This is a genomic window from Bradyrhizobium sp. HKCCYLRH1030, from assembly GCF_051168395.1.
In the GTDB taxonomy this organism is placed as follows: Bacteria; Pseudomonadota; Alphaproteobacteria; order Rhizobiales; family Xanthobacteraceae; genus Bradyrhizobium.
The window spans coordinates 844,622-867,055 of sequence record NZ_JBNPUY010000001.1 but is presented as its reverse complement, the minus strand read 5'-3'; the positions used below and the strand labels follow the sequence as shown (position 1 = coordinate 867,055).

Genomic DNA, 22,434 nt, shown 5'->3' with positions numbered 1-22,434 from the left:
GGCCGCAAATGATTTCTGAGGGCATTCCAGCGGACCGGGGCGCGCGCAGCCTGGCCAGCGCTTTTGCCGCGATCGACGCCATGGCCGAGACGGCGGTCGAGGACCTGCGGAAGATGGTGGCGGTCGACACCAGCTTTCCTCCGGGGGCCGGCTACGATGCATTTGCCGACGTGATGGAGCAGCTCGCTGCCCCGCTGGCACTGGATAGCGAGCGCGTGATCGTTCCGGAGGACCTATGGCGCGCACCGGGGGCGCGCGGATCGCGGACGAATCTGATCGCACGGCGCCGCGCCGGCAGACCGGTGCTCGGGCTCTATTTCCATGTGGACACGGTACCGGCGGCGCCCGGCTGGGCCACCGATCCGCTGCAGCTGAGCCGCGACGGTGACCGTCTGATCGGACTCGGCGCGGCCGACATGAAGGGATCGATTGCGGCGGCGCTGCTCGCACTCCGCGGCGCGCAGCAGACCGGATTGCCGCTGGCCTATGATCCGATGTTGCTGCTGTGCACGGACGAGGAGGCAGGGCTTTATCCCGGCGTGCGTTACCTTGCCGAGCAGGGCCGTCTCGAAGGGCATATTCTGAATTTCAACGGCAGTGCCATGCCGCGGATCTGGGCCGGCTGCTTCGGCCTGTTCACGCTCACGGTGCGGGTTCACGGCAAGGCAGCGCATGCCGGCGAGCAGCGCCGCGCCGGCGCCAACGCGATCGAGGCGGCGCTGCCGATCCTCAATGCGCTCGCGGCCCTCGAGCCGGTCATCGCGCAGCGGACGTCGGCGTTGCCGCCACCGCCGCAGGCGGCTGGACCGCTCGCCGCGAGCCTCGACATCTCAGCCATTCATGGCGGCCAATGCGGCGGACAGATCCCCTCGCTGGTCGAGATTCTCCTGTGCCGCCGATACACGCCCGAGGAGGACTTCGCCGCTGCACGCCGCGAGATCGAAGCGGCCGTCCGGCAGGCGGCCGGCACCCTCGACGTCGAGATCATCCTCACCGGCCATCTGATGCCGACATCCGATCCCGGCGGGCCGCATTGGTCGCGCTGGCAGCAGGCGCTGTCGGCCGGTTTCGGCTATGCCGCGGAAGACTTCGCTCGCTGGGGGGCGGCCGGCTGCTCCGATTTCGGCTGGGTGCAGCAGGCCACGGGCGTGCAGGAGGTGCTGCTCACGGGCCTCGGCAGGCCCGATAGCCGCATTCATGCGCCGGGCGAATCCACGACGCTCGCCGACATCGTCGCATTGGCGAAATCGGTGCTCGCCTATCTCGCAGCCGAGTTCCGTCCCGAACTCTGTCCCGAAGCCATCACGCCTGAAAAGGACTTCGCCTGATGCCGTCCGTGACCCGTCGTCATTTCCTTGCCGGCTCCGCGCTCGTGCTTGGTGCTCTGCCGCAAGTCTCTCTCTCGGCCGAGGCGCCGAAGCGCGGCGGCGTGTTGCGGATCTCGGTCGACCAGGGCGCGGCGGTCATTCATCCGCTGCTCGCGCGTGTCAATCCGGAATACCTCATCACCGAGCTGCTCTATTCCAACTTGACCCGGTTGAAGCCGGACATGTCGGTCGAGCCGGACCTCGCCTTGTCGTGGCAGGCCGGCGCGGGGCTCACCGAGTGGACGTTCAGGCTGCGGCCCAATCTCAGCTTCCACGACGGCTCGCCGCTGACGGCGGAGGATGTCGTCGCGACCTTCAAGGCGATCCTCGATCCGAAGACCGCATCACCGGCGCGCACCAATGTCGGCCCGATCAAGGATGTCGCTGCCGTCGATGCGTCGACCGTGCGGTTCACGTTGTCGGTTGCCTTTGCCGATTTTCCGGTCGCGCTCGCCTACAACAATGCGCGCATCGTGCCTGCGAAAGTCGTTGCTGCCGATCTCGCCAGCCTCGCCACAAAGGCGAATGGTTCAGGGCCGTTCAAGCTCGTGTCCTATGAGCCGGACCGCAAGATCGTCGTCGAGCGCAACCCGGCGTATTACGATCCGGCGCGGCCTTTGCTCGATCGCGTCGAGGTTCTCGTCTATCCCGACCGCACCGCCGAAGCATCTGCTCTGATTTCGGGCGACATCGATCTCATGTTGTCGACCACGCCCGGCGAATATGAGCGGCTCGGCAAGGCCAGCGGCGTCAAGGCGGTGCGGGTCCCCTCGGGGCAGTTTCTGAACGTCAACATGGGCTGCGATCAGAAGCCGTTCAACGACGTTCGCGTGCGCCAGGCGCTGGCGCTGACCATCGATCGCGAGGCCATGGCCGGCTTCGTGGCCGGCGGCTACGGCACGCCTGGCAACGACACGCCGCTGAGCCCCGCCTACCGGTTCTATCAGGACAGCAAGCTGAAGAAGCCCGACATCGCGAAAGCCAGGCAATTGCTCGCCGATGCCGGCTATCCCTCCGGCATCGACTTGACGATGGTGGCATCCGACAAGCCGGACACGCGCACGCAGCTTGGCGTTGCGATCCGTGAGATGGCGGCACCCGCCGGCTTCCGCATCAACGTTCAGACGATGCCGCACGCGACCTATCTCGACCAGGTCTGGAAGAAGGGCAATTTCTACGTTGGCTTCTACAACATGCAATCGACCGCCGACGCGATCTTCAAGCTGCTCTACACCTCGGATGCCGCCTGGAACGAGACACGCTGGAACAATGCGCGCTTCGACGAGATCGTCAATGCGGCGCGTAGCGAGACCGACGATGCCAATCGCGCCGCGCTCTATGCGCGGGCCCAGACGATGATGAGCGAGGAGGTGCCGTCGGTCATTCCGGTCTTCTTCGACATCCTGGCGGCGCAGCGCGCCTATGTGGAAGGATACCAGCTGCATCCGCGCGGATCGGTGTTCCGGCTCGATCTCGTCTCGCTCGGCGCAGGCGCGCCCAGGCGCGGCTGAGGCGGGGATCCGAGCGGTGTCATTCGCCTGGCTGCTGCGGCGGCTGCTCCTGATGGTCTATACGGTCGTCGTCGTCAGTGTGCTGGTGTTCGCCATCACACAGGCGCTACCGGCTGACGCAGCGCAGACGCTGCTTGGCGAGAACGCTTCGCCGGAGGCGCTGGCCGCAATTCGCAGCCGGCTCGGGCTCGACGACCCGGTCTGGCTGCAATTCACGCATTGGGTCGCGCACGCGGCCATCGGCAATTTCGGTGTCTCCATGCGCACCGGCCTGCCGGTCGCGCCGGAGATGCTGACGGCGCTGTCGCGCTCGCTGCTGCTGGCAGCGGGCGCACTCGTCGTCACCCTCCTGATCGCGGTCCCGCTCGGAATCTTCGCGGCGCTCCGCAAGGGGCGGCCGGCGGATACGGCCACCAGCGTGGTCGCCTATCTCGGGGTCTCCCTGCCGGAGTTCGTCACGGCAACCGTGCTCGCGCTGCTGCTGACCGACATTCTGCCATGGCTGCCGGCGACCGGCTACGTGTCGCCGCTGGAGGATGCCGGGCCGGCGCTGCGCCATCTGATCCTTCCGGTCCTGACCGTCTCGGTCATTCTCGTCGCGCATGTGATGCGCATGATGCGTTCGGAGACGCTGGACGTGCTGCAGTCCGACTACGTCCGCGCGGCGCGGCTGAAAGGCCTGCCCGAGCGGACGGTGCTGGTGCGGCATGTGATGCGCAACGCGCTGCTGCCGGTCATCACCATCGTCGCGCTCGACGTCGGCTATCTCCTGGGCGGCATCATCGTCATCGAGGAGATTTTCGCCATTCCCGGCATCGGCCGGGCATTGATGATCGCCATCACCACCCGCGATCTGCCGTCGATCCAGGCCGGCGCGATGATCATGGCGGTCACCTATGCGATCACCAACACGCTGGCGGATGTCGTCTACGCGCTGCTCGACAGGCGGATCAGCTATGACTGAGCTGCTCGGCAGGATGATCCGCAAGCCGCAGGGGGCGATCAGCGTGATGCTGCTCGTTGCCCTCGCCATCGTCTGCATCCTCGGCCCGTGGCTCGCGCCCTATGGGCCGGAGAAGATGGATTTTCTCGGCCGTTTCCGCCCGCCGGGATGGCAGAACTGGCTGGGCGCCGATCAGTTCGGCCGCGACGTGCTGAGCCGGCTGCTGTCCGGCGCGCGCGCCACCGTTCCGATGGCGCTCGCGGCGACGCTCGCCGGCAGCGCGATGGGCGCCGTGATCGGCGTCGCATCGGCCTATCTCGGTGGCAAGGCCGACGAATTCATCATGCGCACCAACGATGCTGTGATGGCCATTCCCGGTCTCCTCATGGCGCTGCTGCTGGTCAGCACGCTCGGAAATGGGGCTGTCAACGCGGTGATCGCGATTGCCTTTGCGTTCGCGCCGGGCATGGCACGGGTCACGCGCTCCGTGGCGCTTGCTGTGCGCAGTCAGGACTACGTCAAGGCCGCCATCGCGCGCGGCGAAGCGGCATCGCAGATCATTTTCCGCGAGATGCTTCCGAACGTGATGGGCCCGATCATCATCGAGGCCACCATCCGGGTGTCATTTGCGGTGATGCTGTTCGCGACGCTCAGCTTCCTCGGCCTGGGTGCACAGCCGCCGGCATCGGAATGGGGCCTGATGGTGGCCGATGCGCGCCAATACATGCACCGGGCGCCATGGATCCTCATCGCGCCCTCGGCCGCGATCGCGCTGTCGGCGATCGCCTTCAATCTCGTCGGCGATGCCCTGCGCGACGCGCTGAATCCGAGGGACGATCGATGAAGCCGGCGCTCGCCATCACTGGTTACGGGCTGGACTACGTCACCCCGGCGGGCGCTGTGGAGGTGCTGCGTGACGTGTCGCTCGAGATCGCGCCCGGCGAGGTGCTCGGCCTCGTCGGCGAATCCGGCTCCGGTAAGAGCTCGCTGGCTTGGGCGTTGATGCGGCATCTGCCGGCCAATGCCCGCGAGGTCTCGGGCTCCCTGTGTCTGGGTGACCTCGACCTGCGGTCCCTCAGCCTGAAGCGACTGACCGCGGTCCGTGGCCGCCGCATCGGCATGGTGTTCCAGGATCCGTCGACCGCGCTCAATCCGACATTGACCATCGGCCGCCAGATCACCGAGGCGCTGATGCGTCATCGCGATCTGAATGCGCGGGCCGCCAGGAACCTCGCGATCGAATTGCTCGGCCATGTCGAGCTGCGCGACCCCGTGGCGGTGCTGCGGCGCTATCCGCACGAGATCTCCGGCGGCGAGAAGCAGCGGGTAGTCATCGCGACGGCCTTCGGGTGCCGGCCCGATGTCATCCTGTTCGATGAGCCTACGACGGCGCTCGACGTCATCACCGGTGCCCGCATCATCGAGCTGTTTGCGCGGTTGCGTGCGGAGACGGGCGTCGCTGCGCTCTACATCTCGCACGATCTCGCGATGATGACCCGGGTCGCCGATCGTGTCGCGGTGATCCGGCACGGCCGCATCGTCGAGCAGGTGCCCGCGTCTGACATCTTCAGGACGCCGCAGCACGCCTACACCAAGGCTCTCATCGCCGCCGTGCCGCGTCCGGAGCGGCGGCTCGTGAACGATCAGCCGGGCGCGGCCCTGGTGCTGGACGCACGCGGCATCGAAGTCCATTACGGCATGGGCGGGCTGTTCCGTGCGGCTCCGCCACCGGCGACCAGGGCCGTCGATGTCCGCGTCCGTGCCGGCGAAATCGTCGGCCTCGTCGGTGAATCCGGCTCGGGGAAGTCATCCGTCGCTCGCGCCCTCACCGGGCTTGCCCGCTTCGACGGCACGATCAGCTTCGACGGCCGAACGTTGCGCAGGGCCGGTGACATGAACCGTGCCTATCGGCGCGATGTCCAGATCGTGTTCCAGCACCCGGATTCCTCGCTCAATCCGCGCCACCGGATCGGTGAGATCCTGTCGCGCCCCTTGAAGCTCTATGGCGGCGACGTCGCCGCCGTGCCGCGCCTGCTCGAACAGGTCCGGCTGCCGGCGTCGTATGCCATGCGCTGGCCGCACCAGCTCTCGGGTGGCGAGAAGCAGCGCGTCGCGATCGCGCGTGCTTTTGCGGCGCGGCCGCGCCTGGTGATCTGCGACGAGATCACGGCGCCGCTCGACGTCTCGGTCCAGGCCCAGATCATCGAGCTGCTGCTGGCTTTGCGCGCCGAGACGGGTGCGGCCTATCTCTTCATCACCCACGATCTCAACCTGATCAGGCAGATCGCGCACCGCATCGTCGTGATGCGCCACGGCCGGCTGGTCGACAGCCGTGCCGTCGATGCCTTCGGCGCAGACGACGTTCACCCTTACACCCGCGAGCTGATGGCGGCCTCGCCAGCGCCCGTTGGCTGACCGCAAGGATTGCCCCCATGGATCGCAACGACCTGCTCGCCCGCATCGACATTCCAGCTTCGCTCGCGCTGCTGTCGCGCATGGTTCAGCACAAGAGCTATTCGAAGACCGAGGGCGAGAAGCAGCTCGCGACCTTCATGGCTGAACAGATGAGCGCGATCGGCCTGGATGCCGCCGTCGCCCCGTTCGGGGCCGAGGGCCGTGTCAACGCGGTCGGCCGCTGGCACGGCACCGGCGGCGGCAAGAGCCTGCTCTTCAACGGCCATGTCGATACAAATCCGGTGACCGAGGGCTGGACCCTCGATCCCTGGGCGGGGAAGGTGGACGACGACTTCGTCTACGGAATCGGCGTGTCAAACATGAAGGCCGGCGACGCCGCCTATTTCTGCGCGGTCAAGACGCTGATCGAGGCCGGCGTCAGGCTGAGGGGTGATGTCGTTCTGACCTATGTGGTCGGCGAGCTGCAAGGCGGAGTCGGCACCTATTCGTTGCTGGAGCAGGGGCTGCGCGCGGACTATTTCATCAATTCCGAGCCAACCGACCTCAAGGCGATGACGATGCATGCCGCGGCATTCATGTTCATCATCGAGCTCGTCGGCAACACGCGGCATCTGTCGAAGCGCGAGGAGGCGGTGGACGCCATCACCGCCGCCTGCGATCTCATTCCGCGCCTCAATGCGATGCGGTTCTCCGGCGCGCGTTCGCCGGCACATGAGGCCATCAACCGCGTTCATGTCGGCGTCGTGCACGGCGCGCTCGGTCGTGAGTTGCACGAATGGCGAACGCCGCAGGTCGCGGATTTCGTCCGCATCAAGGGCTCCGGTCGTTACGCTCCTGGGCAGACCGAGCAGGGCGCGCTCGCGGACATGCGGCGCGAGCTCGATGCGCTGGAGGGGCGTTTTCCCGGCCTGAAGGCCCATCTGATGTCGGAGGACCGCGCCGGCGTGCCGACCATGCCGCCGTTCGAGGTCGCGCCGGACAGCCCGATCGTCCGTGCCGTCAACAATGCCTATCGTGTCGTGCGCGGCGCCGCCCAGCCGACAGGCCCGGTGACGCCGAGCTGCTTCTATGGCACCGATGCCGGCCATCTTTATACCTATGGCGGCATGGAGGGCATCGTCTGCGGACCGGGCGGCCGCTACAACACGATGCCGGACGAGCGCGTCGACATTCCCGACTATCTCGACATGATCCGCATCTACATGCTGGCCATTCTCGATATCTGCGGCTGAACCCGCGCTCAGGCGGCGGCTGCCTGTTGCTGGAATTGCTCGAACGCCGCAATCGCATCGGCGGCATACATCAACGACGGTCCGCCGCCCATGTAGATCGCCATGCCGAGCGTCTCCTCGACCTCCTGCCGGCTTGCACCGAGACGGACGAGCGCCTCCGCGTGAAAGCCGATGCAGCCGTCGCACCGAACGGCAACCCCGATCGCCAGCGCGATCAGCTCCTTGGTCTTCTTGTCGAGCGCGCCATCAGCGGCGGCGGCCCTCGCCAGTGCAGAGAAGCCCTGCATGACGTCCGGAATGTCCTTGCGCAGCGTCTTCAGGTTACCCGAGATGTCCTTGCAGATCTCGCTGTACAGCTTGGTCATGATAGCTCCTACGACATCTTCGTGGTGGGTTTGCCGGGCTCGCGCAGTGCGATGTAGATCGCGGGGATCACGAGTACGGTGAGCAGGGTGGAGGAGGCCAGGCCGAACAGCAGCGAGATCGCCAGCCCCTGGAAGATCGGGTCGAGCAGGATCGTCGCAGCACCGATCATCGCCGCGAGCGCCGTCAGCAGGATCGGCTTGAAGCGCACGGCGCCGGCCTCCAACACGACGTCGCGCAGGGTCTTGCCCTCGCCGCCACTGTGCCGGATGAAGTCGACCAGCAGTATCGAGTTGCGGACGATGATGCCGGCCAGAGCAATGAAGCCGATCATCGACGTCGCCGTGAACGGCGCGCCCAGCAACCAGTGGCCGAGCAGGATGCCGATCAGGGTCAGCGGGATCGGCGTCAGGATCACCAGCGGCAGCCGGAAGCTCTTGAACTGCGCCACGACCAGAACGTAGATGCCGAGGATGGCCGCGCCGAATGCGGCGCCCATGTCGCGGAAGGTCACGTAGGTGATCTCCCATTCGCCATCCCACAGCAGCGTCGGACGGGACTCGTCCTTGGGCTGGCCGTGGAAGCCGATCACGGGCTTCGGCAGCTTGCCCCAGTCATGGGCGTCGATCCGGTCGGCGACCGCGAGCATGCCGTAGAGCGGGGCCTCGAAGCGGCCGGCGAGTTCTGCCATCACCATGTCGGCAAAGCGGCCGTCGCGGCGGAAGATCATCGGCGACCCCTCTTCCATGGTGGCCTTCACGACTTGGCCGAGTTCGACGACGGTCTTGCTGCCGGGCACCGTGTTGGCGGGCACCGGCGTCGAGGCCAGGGCCTGGCTCCAGCTCTTGTCGTGCTTCGGCAGACGCACGGCGATCTCGATCGGATTGCGGTCTTCGCCGCGATGCGAGTAGCCGACCGAGACGCCGCCGAACAGCGTCTGGATCGTGTCGTAGACGTCGCGCTGCTCGACACCGAAGAACTCGAGACTGTCCTGGTCGATCGACAGTCGCAGACGCGGCCGTCGCTGACCGATGGAATCGTCGATGTCGACGATGAAGGGAACGTCGGCGAAGACCTTCTTGAGTTCGGTGGTGACGGCGCGCCGGGTCGCCGCGTCCGGACCGTAGATCTCCGCCAGCAGGGTGGCGAGCACCGGAGGCCCGGGCGGCACTTCGACCACCTTGATGCTGGTGCCGGCCGGCACAGGGATGCTCTTCAGCCGCTGGCGCAGCTCGAGCGCGATGTCGTGGCTCGCGCGCTTGCGGTCGCCGCGCGCGGCGAGATTGACCTGGAGCTCGCCGAGCTCGGGCCGCTCCCGCAGATAGTAGTGCCTCACGAGACCGTTGAAGTTGAACGGCGCTGCCGTGCCTGCATAGCTCTGCACGGTCGTGATCTCCGGCAGCCCATGCGCAATGTCGGTGGCCGCGAACAGCGTGCGCTCGGTATCCTCCAGGCTCGCGCCTTCGGGCAGATCGACCATCACCGCGATCTCCGACTTGTTGTCGAACGGCAGCAGCTTGACGGTGACGGACTTGGTGGCGAACAGCGTCATCGACAGCAAGGTGGCGATGCCGACGCCGAGCAGGAAGATCCAGGCGGAGCGCTTGCTGGCGACGATCGGGCGCGCGACGCTGCGGTAGATGCGTCCGAGACGGCCTTCGCCATGCGCGTCGTGAGAGTCCGCCGAGGCGCTGGTGGACCTCGGCGCCAGCCGCAGCATCAGCCACGGCGCCACCACCATGGCGACGAAAAACGAGAACAGCATCGCCGCCGAGGCGTTGGCCGGGATCGGCGCCATGTAGGGGCCCATCAGTCCCGACACGAACAGCATCGGCAGCAGGGCGGCGACCACGGTCAAGGTCGCGACAACGGTGGGGTTGCCGACTTCGGCGACCGCCTCGATGGTGGCCTGCAGGCGCGGCCGGCCGTCATGCATGCCCCAATGGCGCGCGATATTCTCGACCACGACGATGGCGTCGTCGACCAGGATGCCGATCGAGAAGATCAGGGCAAACAGGCTGACCCGGTTGATCGTGTAGCCCATCAGATTGGCGGCGAACATCGTCAGCAGGATCGTGGTCGGAATCACCACGAAGGTGACGAGGGCTTCGCGCCAGCCAATGGCGACCGCAATCAGCACGACGATCGAGATCGTGGCGAGGCCGAGATGGAACAGCAGCTCGTTGGCCTTCTCGTTGGCGGTCTCGCCGTAGTCGCGCGTCACCGTGACTGCGACGTCGCTCGGAATGAGACTGGCCTTCAGCCCTTCGAGGCGCTGCGCGATGTCGTGAGACACCACCACGGCATTGGCGCCGGCGCGCTTGGCGAGCGCGAGGCTCACCGCCGGCACCCGGTGCCAGTCGCCCTTGTCGGTGCGGGCGTCATCCCAGACGCGATGCTCTGCGAGGTTGGGGCCGATGACGACGGTGGCGACGTCGCGCACATAGACGGGACGGCCGTCGCGCGTCGAGATCAGCAGCAGGCCGATGTCCGGGATGCCCGTGAGCGTCTGGCCCGCGGCGACGTTGCGCACGATACCGCCGTCGCGAACGTCTCCGGCCAGGAAAGAGCGGTTCGCGTCCTTCACCTTGGCGACGAGCTGCTGCAGAGTCACGCCGAACAGCGACAGCTTTTCCGGATCGGGCTCGACCCGGATCTGCTGGGCGCCGCCGCCGGAGATATAGGTCAGGCCGATATTGTCGACCTTGGTCAGCTCCGCACGCAGCTTGTCGGCGAGCTCGTAGAGGTCCTTGTCGGACCAGCGCCCGGCGGCTTCCGGCTTCGGCGACAGCGTCAGCACGGTGACGGCGACGTCGTTGATGCCGCGGCCGACGATCAGCGGCTCGGGAATGCCGACGGGGATGCGGTCGAGGTTGGCGCGTAGCTTCTCGTGGACGCGCAGGATCGCGTCCTCGAACTTGGTCCCCACCAGGAACCGCGCGGTGACCATGACACGGTCGTCCTCGGTCTGGCTGTAGACGTGTTCGACGCCATCGATCGCCTTGACGATGGTCTCCAGCGGCTTGGTCACGAGCTCGACGCCGTCGGGCGCACGCAGGCCGTCGGCGCTGACGCGGATGTCGACCATCGGCACGCTGATCTGCGGCTCTTCCTCGCGCGGGATCACGACGACGGCGATGAGGCCGACCACGAGCGCCGCGAGTAGAAACAGCGGCGTCAGCGGCGAGGCGATGGTCGCCTGGGTAAGCTTGCCTGAGAGTCCGAGTTTCACGGCTGCACCAACTGGTCGCCGGCGCGCAGGCCGGACAGGATTTCAAGTCCATCGGGGAGATCGGCGCTCGGCAGAGCGCGGCCGCGCTGCACCGGAACGCTCACCTTCTGCGTCCCTTGCTGCAACTGGACATAATCGATGCCGAACCGCGTTGTGACGTAGCGCTGCGGGATCACGTAGGCATCGCGTTGGCCGCCGGAGATCCAGACCCGGAGCCGGTCGCCGACGAAATACTGGCCGAGACCGGAGACGATCGCGTCGGCCACGACACGGCCTTCCTCGATCTGCGGATAGACCAGGTCGATCACCCCCCATTTGTCGGCGCTGTCGCCGAACTCGGCACCGTCGACCCGGACCTTGTCGCCGGCCTTGAGAAAGAGAGCGTGGCGCTCGGGCACGCGCAGTCGCAGCTTGAAGTTCTGCTGCGCCACCGTGACCACGGGATCTCCGGGCAGAACCACAGATCCGACGGCAACCAACTTCTTCAACACGCGGCCGTCATCGGGAGCCAGCACCTGGCCCTCAGTCATCTGCTGGTTGACCACGGCACGCTCGGCGGTCTTAGCCCGCAGCCCGTTCTCGGCGACGTTCAGCGCCGTGCGCGTCTCGTCGAGCTTGATGCGGGGCAGGGTGCCGCGCTCGACGAGGCCCTCGGTGCGGGTGAAGTCGATCTGCGCCTGGTTCGCTTGCGCCTGCAGCGCTTCGATCTGGGCGTCGAGCGATTTGATCTGCAGGGCCAGTTTGTCGTCGCCGATCAAGGCGATGGGCTGGCCGCGCCTGACTGGGTCGCCTTCGCGCACCGAAAGCTGCACGATGGTGCCGCCGATGCGGCCGCGGGCAGGGACCACGCTGATGCTCTCCACCGTCGCGAACACCGCCTTCTCGTCGGCGACCTGCCGCGGCGCCACCGTCAGCGTCTCCGCAAGGGCCGGTGCTGCCTGCCACGCCATCGCGGCGATCAAGCTCAGGACCGATAATCTGCGCATCAGCCTATTCCTGTCTGGTTTGATTCGATTTGTGAGGTTCGGGCGAGCCGTCCGCAGCCGGCTGCAGACATCTCACCTGGATGGGAGTTCCCGTTTGATATCGGTCAAGATGCCGGTCCGGCATCCTCATAGTCTCGGTGACGGTCTCGGCCCGCAGTACACCTGATAGAGCGTCTTGAGGACCTCGCGGGCCGGATCGCTTGTGATCGAATAGTAGATCGTCTGCCCCTCGCGCCTGGCGGTGACCAGGCCGTCCTTGCGCAGGAGCGCCAGGTGCTGCGACACGGTCGAATCGCGCAGGCCGAGAAACTCGGCGAGTTCTCCGACCGACCGCTCGTCGTCGACCAGCTGGCAGATGATCAGGAGGCGATGGCGGTTCGACAGCGCCTTCAGCAGGTCGCTGGCCTGGTCCGCCGCCGCTTCCATGATGTCAGCGTTAATTTTCATAGTTGCGTATATACAGATATTCGAATATATAGTCAAGGCCGGCGGCGGCGCCGCGGTGACATGAAGCAAGAATGAATCAAGTGCGGATGGAGGATCCCAATGGCGGAAATCGTGGTGATCGGGGCGGGGCTGAGCGGCTCGCTGATGGCTTATGAAATGTTGCCGCAACTGAGGAAGGAGGATCGCGTGACCGTCGTCTCGCAGGGCCCCTCCTATCATTTCGTGCCATCCAACCCCTGGGTGGCCGTGGGCTGGCGCAAGCGCGACGAGATCGAGATCGATCTGGTCGACGTCATGCAGCGCAAGGGCATCCGGCTGCTGACGCAGGGCGCCAAGCGCGTGCATCCGGCCGAGAACCAGGTCGAGCTGACGGACGGCGGCATGGTGGCATACGATTATCTCGTCGTCGCCACCGGTCCCGAACTCGCCTTCGACGAAATCCCGGGGCTTGGACCCGATGGGCATACGCAATCCGTGTGCCACGTCGACCACGCCGCTCATGCCAAGGCGGCCTTTGACAGGCTCGCCGAGAAACCCGGGCCGGTGATCGTCGGTGCGGTACAGGGCGCTTCATGCTTCGGCCCCGCTTACGAATTCCTGTTCATCCTGGAAACCGAGCTGCGCCGGCGCAAGATGCGCGATCAGGTGCCGATGACCTTCGTGACGTCCGAGCCCTATATCGGCCATCTCGGCCTCGACGGCGTCGGCGACACCAAGGGTCTGCTGGAAAGCGAGATGCGCGAAAAGCACATCAAGTGGATCACCAGCGCGCGTGTCACCAAGGTCGAGGATGGCCGCATGTTCGTGGAGGAGGTCGCCGACGACGGCACCGTCCGCAAGACGCACGAGCTACCGTTTGCCTATTCGATGATGCTGCCCGCCTTTCGCGGCGTGGGGGCCGTCCGCGGCATCGACAAGCTCACCAATCCCCGCGGCTTCGTTGTCGTGGACAAGCATCAGCGTAATCCGACCTTCCCCAACGTGTTTGCCATCGGCGTCTGCGTTGCGATTCCGCCGATCGGGCCGACTCCGGTGCCGGTCGGCGTGCCCAAGACCGGCTTCATGATCGAATCGATGGTGACGGCGACGGCCTTGAACATCGGGGCGCTGCTGCGCGGCCAGGAGCCCAAAGCCGAGCCGACCTGGAACGCGATCTGTCTTGCCGATTTCGGCGATTCCGGCGTCGCCTTCCTGGCCCAGCCGCAGATCCCGCCGCGCAACGTCAACTGGTCGTCGAAGGGAGAGTGGGTGCACTATGCCAAGGTCGCCTTCGAGAAGTACTTCCTGCGCAAGATGAGGCGCGGGACGCCCGAGCCGTTCTACGAAAAGTTCCTGCTCGACCGGCTCAACATCGCCAAGATCAAGGAAGTCAGGACCGGCACATGAGCAACGGTTTGCAGATCGTGTGCGGCCATTGCGGGCAGATCAACCGTCTGCCCGCGGACCGGGCGCCGACGCAGGGGAAATGCGGCAAGTGTCATACGCCGCTGTTCAGCGGCCATCCGATCGAGGTCGACCAGGCCGCGTTCGAACGCCATGTCGCGCATAGCAGTCTGCCGCTGCTCGTCGACGTCTGGGCGCCATGGTGCGGCCCGTGCCGCGCGATGGCGCCGATGTTCGCGCGCGCTGCGCAAGAGCTGGAGCCGCGTGTGCAGCTTCTGAAGCTGAACTCGGACGAGGCGCCGGAGGTGTCGGCGCGGCTCGGCATCTCCGGAATTCCGACCATGCTGCTGCTGCAGCAGGGGCGGGAGCTGGCGCGAATCTCGGGTGCGATGGACTCGCAACGAATCGTCGCCTGGACACTGTCCGGCCTGCGGCAGTAGCCGTACGGCCGGGCCGGCACTTGCTTGATTACGCTCAAATGCAACCATGAAGGAGTATGTCATGAACGTCGACAAAGCAGTTCTCACCTTCGCGGGCGTCGTCGTCCTGCTCAGCCTGACGCTGGGCTGGTACGTCAGTCCCTACTGGTTCTTGCTGGCGGCCTTTGCGGGCGTGAACATGATCCAGGCCTCGTTCACGGGCTTCTGCCCGGCGGCGATCGTCTTCAAGAAGCTGGGGCTCAAAAGCGGCAACGCGTTCTCCTGAATCGGTCGGAAGGACGGCAAGATGAAGCGGGGATATCATGGCTGACTCGGACGAAACCTATATCGTCGGGCCGCTCTACAAGGCGCGCGACAAGGTCTATCCGGCGGCCGTGCACGGCCGCTTCCGGCGCATCAAGTGGACGATCCTGTGCATCACGCTCGGCATCTACTACCTGCTGCCCTTCGTCCGCTGGGATCGCGGACCCGGCATGCCGAACCAGGCGGTGCTGGTCGATTTCCCGCATCGCCGGTTCTACTTCTTCTTCATCGAGCTGTGGCCGCAGGAGGTCTACTACTTCACCGGCCTGCTCATCATCGCGGCGGTCGCCCTGTTCCTGATGAACGCGGTCGCCGGCCGGCTGTGGTGCGGCTATCTCTGTCCGCAGACGGTGTGGACCGACCTGTTCTACGCCGTCGAGCGCTGGGCCGAGGGCGACCGCCGTGAGCGCATGCTCAGCGACAAGCGCGGCTGGACCTTCACCCACATCCGCCAGGCCGCGCTGAAGCATTTCCTCTGGATCATGATCGGCTGGTGGACCGGTGGCGCCTGGGTGCTGTATTTCGACGATGCGCCGACCCTGGTGAAGGACCTCGCCACCTTCCAGGCGCCGTTCACCGCCTATCTCTGGATCGGCATCCTGACGGCGACGACTTATGTGTTCGCCGGCCACGCTCGCGAGCAGGTCTGCATCTACATGTGCCCGTGGCCGCGCATCCAGGCGGCGCTGACCGACGAGTGGGCGCTCAACGTCACCTACAAGGGCGACCGCGGCGAGCCGCGCATGTCGGTCAAGAAGGCGGAAGCTGCACGGCTGCAGGGCGCACCCGCCGGGGATTGCATCGACTGCCATCAATGCGTCAACGTCTGCCCGACCGGCGTCGACATCCGCCACGGCATCCAGCTCGGCTGCATCCAGTGCAGCCTGTGCATCGATGCCTGCGACAGCGTGATGACCCAGATCGGCCGTCCGACGGGCCTCATCGGTTACGACACCGACATCAACGTCCAGCGCCGCAAGGAAGGCAAGCCCGAGATCTACCGGATCATCCGACCGCGCACGATCATCTATGCGACCTTCATCGCGATCGTCGGCGGGATCATGCTGTACTCGCTGGTGACGCGCGGCACGATGGGCATCAACGTGCTGCATGAACGTAACCCGCTGTTCGTGCAGTTGTCGGATGGCGGCGTCCGCAACGACTACACGGTTCGTCTGCTCAACAAGCGCGGGCCGCGCGACTTCGTGCTGGACGTCGTGGGGCTTCCGAACGCCAAGGTGACGGTGGCCGGCGAAACGCGCGAGCAGGACGGTCGTATGGTGATCGACGTCGGCCAGGATCAGACCCGCGAGATCCGCATGTCGATCGAGGCCAAGGGGGCCGACCTTCCCTCGGCGCCGGTGGACATCGAGATCAAGATCACGGATCCGGCGACCGGGACGTCGGTCAGCAAGCGCGATCACTTCGTTCCGGGGACACGATAGAGCAGCGTCGTTCGATCGCCGACTGTAAGGCGTCGGCGACATTCTGTCGGCTCATCGGGATTGATCGAGGGAGGAGCAGGTCGCTCCTCCCTCGATTGCTGAGTCCGGTTGTTCCAAATCAATGCCGGTTCGAAGCCGCAGGCAGAGCATTCTCGCGTCAAGGGATCGGAAGCTTTCCTACTGACGGAGAAAGACAGATGTTCAAGGTCGCAATTCTCATCTGGGTCATGCTGGGCACCGTGCTTGCAGGCAGCGCGGTGACGGCATTGTTGACGGTGCAGGGGCTGGTTGCGAGTCCAATGAAGGACCTGCCGTTGGCGGCGCTGGTCGGATTCGTCGTCGCGATGCCGCTGTCCTATCTCGTCGCCGCGAAGATCAAGGGCGGGCGCGGCCGGACGGCGTGACGGTCATCGACGACGGGCCGGATCATCGTGCTGGTCCGGCCTGATCGTCGCGCAGGAGCCGAGGGAGCGCCAGTCTGGCGCCGTCCATGAAGAGGTCGATCGCATCACGCACGGTCTGCTCGAGATCTGATGGAACCGGTGTCTCGTAGATGAACTTTCGGATCGCGAGATAGAAGATGCGTCCGTGCAGTCCCCAGAACATCTCCGTCTCGCGGCTGCCGAGAGGGCAGGTGGCGGCGTCTGGCAGCTGCAGTTCATGCCGAAGCTCGATCGCGGCAGGCTCGATGATCTCGTGCCGGACGAGGTCGAGATAGCGGCCGGTGATGCCGAACGACTTCATGCCGGAGAACACGAAGATCCGCACCCAGTTGTATTCGAACACGCGTGCCACGTAGTCGAGATAGAAGCCGGTCAGTCGCGCCTTGAGTGGAAGGCTGCGATCGCGGATCAGCGGGCCCCAGTCCTGCGACCAGCGGCTGAGATAGACCTCCTGATAGACGCGCTCGATCAGGGCTTCCTTGCTGGGGAAGTGCCGGTAGATCACCGAATGCGCGATGCCCATGCGCTTGGCGAGCTCCCGCGTCTGGCCTTCGAAGCCGCGCTCGGCGAAAAAGCGGATCGCTTCATCCACGATCACGCGCTCGCGGTCGGCGGCGCGCATGTTGCGGCGCCTCGCCTGAGGACGGTTCTCGGACCTGCGCGGGCGTCCATCAACTCGGCCTGTTGTCTCAGCGCTCGCTGTCTTCGGGGTCCTAGCCATGGTCTCTATCGATTGCGGCGACAGCCTGCTTGATAGCCGAAAGCTGATTTGTGACCAATCGTTCGTTTCTGGTTGACCGCGGTGCCGCTGCGTGCAACTCTTTTGAGACCAGATGGTCACAAATTTGGGAATCCGGGCTGGCGAGCCCTGGCGGTGAGGAAACGGATGAAAGCGAGGGCTTTCAGCTATTTTCGTGCACACACGATCGGCGAGGCGCTCGAAGCTCATGCGGGCGCGGGCGACGATGTGCGCTTCATTGCTGGGGGGCAGAGTCTGGTTCCGGCACTGGCGTTGCGTCTTCAGGCCCCGCGAATTCTGATCGATATCAACCACATTGCAGAGCTGCGCGGCATCACGCGGGACGGCGAATGGTTGCGGATCGGCGCCTTGACCCGGCACTGCGAGATGCTGACCGATCCGCTGATCGCTGAGTTTGCGCCGCTGTTGCGCGCCGCAGCGCCGTTCGTTGCGCATCCTGCCATCCGCAATCGCGGGACCTTTGGCGGCAGTGTCGCGCTGGCCGACCCAGCCTCCGAGTTTCCGGCGATGGTGTTGGCGCTCGACGCCGAGATTGAGATTGCCGGCGCGTCCGGCCGGCGCCGCGTCAAAGCCGATGACTTCTTCATCGATCTTTTCGAGACGGCGATCGCGCCCGGCGAGATCCTCGTCGCGGTTCATGTTCCTCTCTTCCAAGCCGGCCAGCGCATTGCGTTCGATGAGCTGGCCCGCCGGCGCGGCGACTATGCACTGGTCGGTTGCGGCCTGCTCGCGACCTGCCAGGGCGATCTGATCGAGCGCATAGGCATTTCATTCTTTTCGGTCGGCGACGTCCCGACCCGTGCGAGGCATGCGGAGACAGCGCTCACCGGCAACCGGATCGATGCTGCACGGATTGCGGCGGCGCAGGCGGCGCTCGACGCCGATCTCGCGCCCGCTGACAGCGACGATGTTCCGGCGGCGATGCGTCTGCATCTGGCGCGCGTTCTGCTCGGCCGGCTGCTGGGACGGATCGGAGAAGCCGCATGAGCCCGCCGGTCGACATCGAGACCGAGGAGCAGGTCCGCATTCGCCTCATCGTCAACGGCCGCAAGGTGGCGTGTGACGTCGCGCCTCGCGACACGCTGGTGGATTGTCTTCGCCAGCAGCTCGAGCTGACCGGCACGCATGCCGGTTGCGAGATGGGGGCCTGCGGCGCCTGCCTGGTTCAGCTCGACGGCGCTGCCGTGCATGGCTGCCTGATGTTCGCCGTGCAGGCCGATGGCGCGCGGATCGATACGATCGAGGGGCTCTCGGAGAGCGGCGTGATCGCCGACCTGCAAGCCGAGTTTCATCGGCGCAATGCGCTGCAATGCGGGTTCTGCACGCCGGGCATGCTGATCACCGCTCATGAGCTGCTGACCCACGTGGCACGGCCGAGTCGCGAGACCATTCGCGACGCGCTCTCGGGCAATTTCTGCCGCTGCACCGGATATGAAGCGATCGTCGACGCCATCGCCGCGGTCGCCGCGGCACGGGCAGCAACGGCATCGCAGGGCGCGGAGGGCTCGTCGCCATGAGCCCGCCGCTGACGTCGCTGGACCGCCCGAATTCCTATATCGGCCGCTCCGTGCCGCGACCGAATGCGAAGCGGCTGCTCGCCGGACGCGGGCGCTATGTGACCGACATTCGCCTGCCGCGCATGCTGTATGCCGCCTTCCTGCGCACCCCGTATGCTCATGCACGGATCACCGGCATCGAGGTCGATGCGGCGCGGGCGCTTGCGGGCGTGCATCTGGTTGCGACCGGCGCCGATCTGGCGAAGATCTGCACACCGTGGACCGGGACGCTCGATCATTTCAAGGGCATGATGTCCGAGCCGCAGCTGCCGTTGCCATTGGATCGCGTCGTCTGGGCTGGGCAGGCCGTGATTGCCGTGGTCGCCGAGAGCAGGGCGATCGCGGAGGATGCGCTGGAGCTGATCTCGGTCGACTACGAGGAGCTGCCGGCGGTGGTCGATCTCGACGCCGCGCGTCGGCCGGGGATGCCGCTGGTCAATCCGGTTGCGGCGTCCAACATCTGTTTCCGCACGCAGCTCGACAGCGGCCGCGTCGATGAGGCCTTCGCGTCGGCCGCGCATGTGATCGAGGAAGAATTCAGCTTCGGCCGTCATACCCCGGTCACGCTCGAGCCGCGGGCCATCGTCGCGGACTATGATTCCGAGAGCGGCGCGCTGACGGTGCACCACGCCACGCAGACGCCCTACCAGTTCCAGGATCTGTACGCTCGCCACTACGGCATCCCGGAAGCCAGCGTGCGCGTGATCGCGCCCGATATCGGCGGGTCGTTCGGCATGAAGCTGCATGTCTACCACGAGGACATGGCGGTTGTCGGGCTGTCGATCCTGCTCGGGCGCCCGGTCAAATACGTCGCCGATCGCATCGAGTCCTTCGTGTCGGATATTCATGCCCGCGATCACCACGTCCGCGCGCGCATGGCCGTCGACGCCGACGGCAAGATCCTTGCCATGGACGTCCACGATGCCACGGCGATCGGCGCGTTCTCGACCTATCCGCGCACCAGCGTCGTCGAAGGCAATCAGGTCATCCGCCTGATCGGTGCGCCGTATGATTTCAAATCCTACCGCGCCGCGCTCGAGGTCGTGTTCCAGAACAAGGTGCAGACCAGCCAGTATCGCGCGGTTGGACATCCCATCGCCTGCGCGGTCACCGAGCGCATGGTGGATCTCGCTGCTGCCCGCGTCGGGCTCGATCCATTCGCGATGCGCGCCAGGAACGTGATTGTCGACAGCGCCTATCCGACGGCATCGCCGACCGGCTACAGGTTCGAGGCGCTGTCGCACGAAGTCTGCCTGCGGCGGCTGCGCGGGATCATGGACTATGACGCGCTCCGCGCCGAGCAGGCCGAGCTGCGTCGGCGCGGCATCTATCGCGGCATCGGCATTGCGACCTTCGTCGAGATCACCAATCCGAGCCCTGCGTTCTACGGCGTCGGCGGCGCGCGCATTTCCTCGCAGGATGGCGCGACCGTCAGCCTGACGCCGTCGGGCGAGGTGCGCTGCGCGATCTCCGTGACGGAGCAGGGACAGGGCACCGAGGCGATCATCGGCCAGATCGTCGCCGACCAGCTCGGCCTCGCCCAGGAGCACGTCAAGATCATCACCGGCGATACCGAGGTCACGCCACATGGTGGTGCGACCTGGGCCTGCCGCGGTGCGGGCATCGGTGGCGAAACGGCACTGCAGGCCGCGCGGAAGCTCAAGGCGAACATTCTGGAGATTGCCGCGCTGGTGCTGCAGGAGCAGCCCGCCGCGCTCGACGTCGTCGACGGCCAGATCACCTCTGTCGCGACGGGGCAGCCGCGTATCCCAGTCGCCGAGATCGCGCGCATCGCCTATTTCCGGTCCGACACCTTGCCACCGGGCACTCAGGCGCAGCTGACTGTCAGCCATCATTTCGCGCCCCAGGGCTACCCCTTTGCCTTCACCAACGGCATCCAGGGCTGCTACCTCGAAGTCGATGTCGAGACCGGCTTCATCAAGCTGCTGAAGCACTATGTCGTCGAGGATTGCGGCCGGATCATCAACCCGATGCTGGTCGACGAGCAGTTGCGCGGCGGTGTCGTGCAGGGTCTTGGCGCTGCGCTGTTCGAGGAGTGCCGTTACGGTGAGACCGGCCAGTTGCTCAACGGGTCGATGGCCGACTATCTGGTGCCGATGGCGATGGAGATGCCAGACATTACCATCGATCACGTCGAGACGCCGACGGCGGACACCATTCTCGGCGCAAAGGGCTGCGGTGAGGCTGGCACCGCGGCCGCGTCGGCCTGTGTGCTGAATGCGGTCAATGATGCGCTGATGCCCTTCGGCGCTTCCATCAACACCATTCCCGTCACGCCTGCGCGCGTGCTCAAGGCGCTCAACCGGTTCTAAGAAAAACGAATGAGGGAGGAGATCATGCCAAACTACGAGACAAGGCTGCGACGCACAGGAATATCCCGCCGTACGGCGCTGATGGGGATGTCGGCAGGTGTCGCCGCGCTCGCGATGCCGCGCCTGGGACGCGCCGCTGATGACACCATCCGGATCGGCTTTCCGACGCCGCTGACCGGTCCGTTCGCCGCCGAGGCGCGTGACCAGGTCAAGTGCGCCGAACTCGCCGTCAAGCTGGTCAACGACAAGGGCGGCGTCGCCGGCCGCAAGGTCGAGCTGCTTGTGCGCGACGACAAGCTCAACGCCGGCGAGGCGGCGACACGGACGCTCGAGCTGATCGAGAAGGACAAGGTGCATGCTATCGTCGGCGCGCTCTCCAGCGCCGTCCAGCTTGCCGTCAACGAGGTGACGCGCGCCCGCGGCGTGATCTACGTGTCGATCAGCCAGTCCGACACCATCAACGAGGCCAAGGATTTCAGCAAATATACCTTCCACGAGGCGCTGAACCCGCACATGACCACGGCCGCCGTGGCGCGGCAGACCATCAAGAAGGGCATGAAGGTCGCCCACCTCGTGGCCGACTATGCCTATGGCCATGAGATGCTGCGCGGCTTCAAGCGGGCGCAGACGGCGATCGGTGCCGAGAGCGTCGGCGAGATCCTGCATCCGTTCGGTGCGGCCGACTATTCGACCTTCATGCCGCGGCTGATGTCGCTGCGGCCGGACGTGCTGTGCATCAGCAATTTCGGCCGCGACCAGGCCAACGCGATCAAGCAGGCGGTGGATTTCGGCATCAAGCAGCAGATGAAGATCGTGGTGCCGGTGATCCTGCACAATCAGCGCCTCGCCGTCGGGCCCGACGTGTTCGAGGACGTCGTCGGCGGCGCCAACTATTATTGGGGTCTTGAGACACAGAACAAGACCGCGGCCGAGTTCAACAAGGCGTTCCGGGCCGCCAATGGCGGCGCGATCCCGACCGACTACGGCGCCTATGGCTACTCCGGCGTCGGCTCGCTGCTGCAGGCGATGCAGGCCGCCGGTGGCACCGACACCGATAAGGTCGTCGCGGTGCTGGAGGGGCTGCAATACGATATGACCAAGGGCCCGCAGCATTACCGCAAATGCGACCACCAGTCGGTGCAGTCGGTGCTTGTGCTGGAATCCAAGAAGAAGTCGGCGATGGCGAGCGAGAACGACCTGTTCGCGATCGTGGCCAGCGATCCCGGGGCGGACGAGATGCTGCGCAGCTGCGGCGAACTCGGCCACGCCACCTGA

20 protein-coding genes are annotated in these 22,434 nt (G+C 65.8%); 15 read left to right on the top strand and 5 right to left on the bottom strand.

Annotated features, from left to right (window positions below):
* Positions 1-8 precede the first annotated feature (8 nt).
* Genes ACQR1E_RS03965 through ACQR1E_RS03940 form a run of 6 tightly spaced genes read left to right on the top strand, consistent with a single transcriptional unit; the run spans position 9 to position 7,468 of the window.
* The gene (locus tag ACQR1E_RS03965) at positions 9-1,328 is read left to right on the top strand and encodes a M20 family metallopeptidase (protein ID WP_316173882.1); all 1,320 of its coding nucleotides are present in this window, start codon (positions 9-11) and stop codon (positions 1,326-1,328) included.
* Positions 1,328-2,878, top strand: coding sequence for an ABC transporter substrate-binding protein (locus ACQR1E_RS03960; RefSeq protein WP_434896694.1), 1,551 nt, complete (start codon positions 1,328-1,330; stop codon positions 2,876-2,878). Before ACQR1E_RS03965 ends, ACQR1E_RS03960 begins: the two co-directional genes overlap by 1 nt.
* Positions 2,879-2,894: 16 nt before the next feature.
* Positions 2,895-3,842 (top strand): ABC transporter permease, encoded by a 948-nt coding sequence (locus ACQR1E_RS03955; protein WP_315712550.1) that lies wholly within the window; start codon positions 2,895-2,897, stop codon positions 3,840-3,842.
* Complete coding sequence (locus ACQR1E_RS03950; protein ID WP_315712549.1) at positions 3,835-4,665, top strand: ABC transporter permease; 831 nt, start codon at positions 3,835-3,837, stop codon at positions 4,663-4,665. The genes ACQR1E_RS03955 and ACQR1E_RS03950 overlap by 8 nt, the downstream gene beginning before the upstream one ends.
* The gene (gene nikE / locus ACQR1E_RS03945) at positions 4,662-6,236 is read left to right on the top strand and encodes a nickel ABC transporter ATP-binding protein NikE (protein ID WP_434896693.1); all 1,575 of its coding nucleotides are present in this window, start codon (positions 4,662-4,664) and stop codon (positions 6,234-6,236) included. The genes ACQR1E_RS03950 and nikE overlap by 4 nt, the downstream gene beginning before the upstream one ends.
* Positions 6,237-6,253: 17 nt before the next feature.
* Positions 6,254-7,468, top strand: a complete 1,215-nt coding sequence (locus ACQR1E_RS03940) for a M20 family metallopeptidase (protein ID WP_315827452.1) — start codon at positions 6,254-6,256, stop codon at positions 7,466-7,468.
* Positions 7,469-7,476: 8 nt separating this feature from the next.
* Here the strand turns inward: ACQR1E_RS03940 and ACQR1E_RS03935 are convergent, their stop codons facing one another.
* The 4 genes from ACQR1E_RS03935 to ACQR1E_RS03920 form a co-directional block, all read right to left on the bottom strand.
* On the bottom strand, positions 7,477-7,833 hold the full coding sequence (locus tag ACQR1E_RS03935) for a carboxymuconolactone decarboxylase family protein (protein ID WP_315712545.1): 357 nt from the start codon (positions 7,831-7,833) through the stop codon (positions 7,477-7,479).
* A gap of 8 nt (positions 7,834-7,841) precedes the next feature.
* Entirely contained in the window at positions 7,842-11,063 is a 3,222-nt protein-coding gene (locus ACQR1E_RS03930; RefSeq protein WP_434896692.1) for an efflux RND transporter permease subunit, read from the bottom strand.
* A complete protein-coding gene (locus tag ACQR1E_RS03925) occupies positions 11,060-12,049 on the bottom strand; it encodes an efflux RND transporter periplasmic adaptor subunit (protein WP_315712542.1) in 990 nt (329 codons plus the stop codon). The genes ACQR1E_RS03930 and ACQR1E_RS03925 overlap by 4 nt, the downstream gene beginning before the upstream one ends.
* 126 nt (positions 12,050-12,175) lie before the next feature.
* Positions 12,176-12,475: an ArsR/SmtB family transcription factor gene (locus tag ACQR1E_RS03920; protein WP_315827472.1), complete on the bottom strand. Its 300-nt coding sequence runs from the start codon at positions 12,473-12,475 to the stop codon at positions 12,176-12,178.
* Between the two features lie 120 nt (positions 12,476-12,595).
* Here ACQR1E_RS03920 and ACQR1E_RS03915 point away from each other — a divergent pair, with 120 nt between their 5' ends.
* The 5 genes from ACQR1E_RS03915 (at position 12,596) to ACQR1E_RS03895 (ending at position 16,471) form a co-directional block, all read left to right on the top strand.
* Positions 12,596-13,882, top strand: coding sequence for an NAD(P)/FAD-dependent oxidoreductase (locus ACQR1E_RS03915; RefSeq protein ID WP_434896691.1), 1,287 nt, complete (start codon positions 12,596-12,598; stop codon positions 13,880-13,882).
* Positions 13,879-14,319, top strand: coding sequence for a thioredoxin TrxC (trxC, locus tag ACQR1E_RS03910; RefSeq protein WP_315712540.1), 441 nt, complete (start codon positions 13,879-13,881; stop codon positions 14,317-14,319). The genes ACQR1E_RS03915 and trxC overlap by 4 nt, the downstream gene beginning before the upstream one ends.
* 61 nt (positions 14,320-14,380) lie before the next feature.
* Positions 14,381-14,584 carry a YgaP family membrane protein gene (locus ACQR1E_RS03905; RefSeq protein WP_315827454.1) on the top strand — a complete coding sequence of 68 codons (204 nt, stop codon included), beginning with the start codon at positions 14,381-14,383 and terminating at the stop codon, positions 14,582-14,584.
* A gap of 37 nt (positions 14,585-14,621) precedes the next feature.
* Entirely contained in the window at positions 14,622-16,067 is a 1,446-nt protein-coding gene (gene ccoG / locus ACQR1E_RS03900; RefSeq protein WP_315712537.1) for a cytochrome c oxidase accessory protein CcoG, read from the top strand.
* A 197-nt stretch (positions 16,068-16,264) separates the two neighbouring features.
* Entirely contained in the window at positions 16,265-16,471 is a 207-nt protein-coding gene (locus tag ACQR1E_RS03895; RefSeq protein WP_315712536.1) for a hypothetical protein, read from the top strand.
* Positions 16,472-16,493: 22 nt separating this feature from the next.
* Here the strand turns inward: ACQR1E_RS03895 and ACQR1E_RS03890 are convergent, their stop codons facing one another.
* Positions 16,494-17,132: a TetR/AcrR family transcriptional regulator gene (locus ACQR1E_RS03890; RefSeq protein ID WP_315749866.1), complete on the bottom strand. Its 639-nt coding sequence runs from the start codon at positions 17,130-17,132 to the stop codon at positions 16,494-16,496.
* Between the two features lie 264 nt (positions 17,133-17,396).
* On the opposite strand from ACQR1E_RS03890, the gene ACQR1E_RS03885 reads away from it, so the two are divergent.
* From ACQR1E_RS03885 to ACQR1E_RS03870, 4 genes are read left to right on the top strand one after another with little or no spacing between them, the layout of a single operon-like run.
* Positions 17,397-18,257 (top strand): FAD binding domain-containing protein, encoded by an 861-nt coding sequence (locus ACQR1E_RS03885; RefSeq protein WP_315712652.1) that lies wholly within the window; start codon positions 17,397-17,399, stop codon positions 18,255-18,257.
* Positions 18,254-18,787 (top strand): (2Fe-2S)-binding protein, encoded by a 534-nt coding sequence (locus tag ACQR1E_RS03880; RefSeq protein ID WP_316164653.1) that lies wholly within the window; start codon positions 18,254-18,256, stop codon positions 18,785-18,787. The genes ACQR1E_RS03885 and ACQR1E_RS03880 overlap by 4 nt, the downstream gene beginning before the upstream one ends.
* Entirely contained in the window at positions 18,784-21,159 is a 2,376-nt protein-coding gene (locus tag ACQR1E_RS03875) for a xanthine dehydrogenase family protein molybdopterin-binding subunit (protein WP_434842936.1), read from the top strand. Before ACQR1E_RS03880 ends, ACQR1E_RS03875 begins: the two co-directional genes overlap by 4 nt.
* A gap of 24 nt (positions 21,160-21,183) precedes the next feature.
* Positions 21,184-22,434, top strand: a complete 1,251-nt coding sequence (locus ACQR1E_RS03870) for an ABC transporter substrate-binding protein (RefSeq protein WP_434896690.1) — start codon at positions 21,184-21,186, stop codon at positions 22,432-22,434.

Coding starts and splice junctions, on each gene's coding strand:
- ACQR1E_RS03965 (WP_316173882.1), top strand. CDS start 9: ATGATTTCTGAGGGCATTCCAGCGGACCGGGGCGCGCGCAGCCTGGCC.
- ACQR1E_RS03960 (WP_434896694.1), top strand. CDS start 1,328: ATGCCGTCCGTGACCCGTCGTCATTTCCTTGCCGGCTCCGCGCTCGTG.
- ACQR1E_RS03950 (WP_315712549.1), top strand. CDS start 3,835: ATGACTGAGCTGCTCGGCAGGATGATCCGCAAGCCGCAGGGGGCGATC.
- nikE (WP_434896693.1), top strand. CDS start 4,662: ATGAAGCCGGCGCTCGCCATCACTGGTTACGGGCTGGACTACGTCACC.
- ACQR1E_RS03940 (WP_315827452.1), top strand. CDS start 6,254: ATGGATCGCAACGACCTGCTCGCCCGCATCGACATTCCAGCTTCGCTC.
- ACQR1E_RS03935 (WP_315712545.1), bottom strand. CDS start 7,833: ATGACCAAGCTGTACAGCGAGATCTGCAAGGACATCTCGGGTAACCTG.
- ACQR1E_RS03925 (WP_315712542.1), bottom strand. CDS start 12,049: ATGCGCAGATTATCGGTCCTGAGCTTGATCGCCGCGATGGCGTGGCAG.
- ACQR1E_RS03920 (WP_315827472.1), bottom strand. CDS start 12,475: ATGGAAGCGGCGGCGGACCAGGCCAGCGACCTGCTGAAGGCGCTGTCG.
- ACQR1E_RS03915 (WP_434896691.1), top strand. CDS start 12,596: ATGGCGGAAATCGTGGTGATCGGGGCGGGGCTGAGCGGCTCGCTGATG.
- trxC (WP_315712540.1), top strand. CDS start 13,879: ATGAGCAACGGTTTGCAGATCGTGTGCGGCCATTGCGGGCAGATCAAC.
- ACQR1E_RS03905 (WP_315827454.1), top strand. CDS start 14,381: ATGAACGTCGACAAAGCAGTTCTCACCTTCGCGGGCGTCGTCGTCCTG.
- ccoG (WP_315712537.1), top strand. CDS start 14,622: ATGGCTGACTCGGACGAAACCTATATCGTCGGGCCGCTCTACAAGGCG.
- ACQR1E_RS03895 (WP_315712536.1), top strand. CDS start 16,265: ATGTTCAAGGTCGCAATTCTCATCTGGGTCATGCTGGGCACCGTGCTT.
- ACQR1E_RS03890 (WP_315749866.1), bottom strand. CDS start 17,132: ATGCGCGCCGCCGACCGCGAGCGCGTGATCGTGGATGAAGCGATCCGC.
- ACQR1E_RS03885 (WP_315712652.1), top strand. CDS start 17,397: ATGAAAGCGAGGGCTTTCAGCTATTTTCGTGCACACACGATCGGCGAG.
- ACQR1E_RS03880 (WP_316164653.1), top strand. CDS start 18,254: ATGAGCCCGCCGGTCGACATCGAGACCGAGGAGCAGGTCCGCATTCGC.
- ACQR1E_RS03875 (WP_434842936.1), top strand. CDS start 18,784: ATGAGCCCGCCGCTGACGTCGCTGGACCGCCCGAATTCCTATATCGGC.
- ACQR1E_RS03870 (WP_434896690.1), top strand. CDS start 21,184: ATGCCAAACTACGAGACAAGGCTGCGACGCACAGGAATATCCCGCCGT.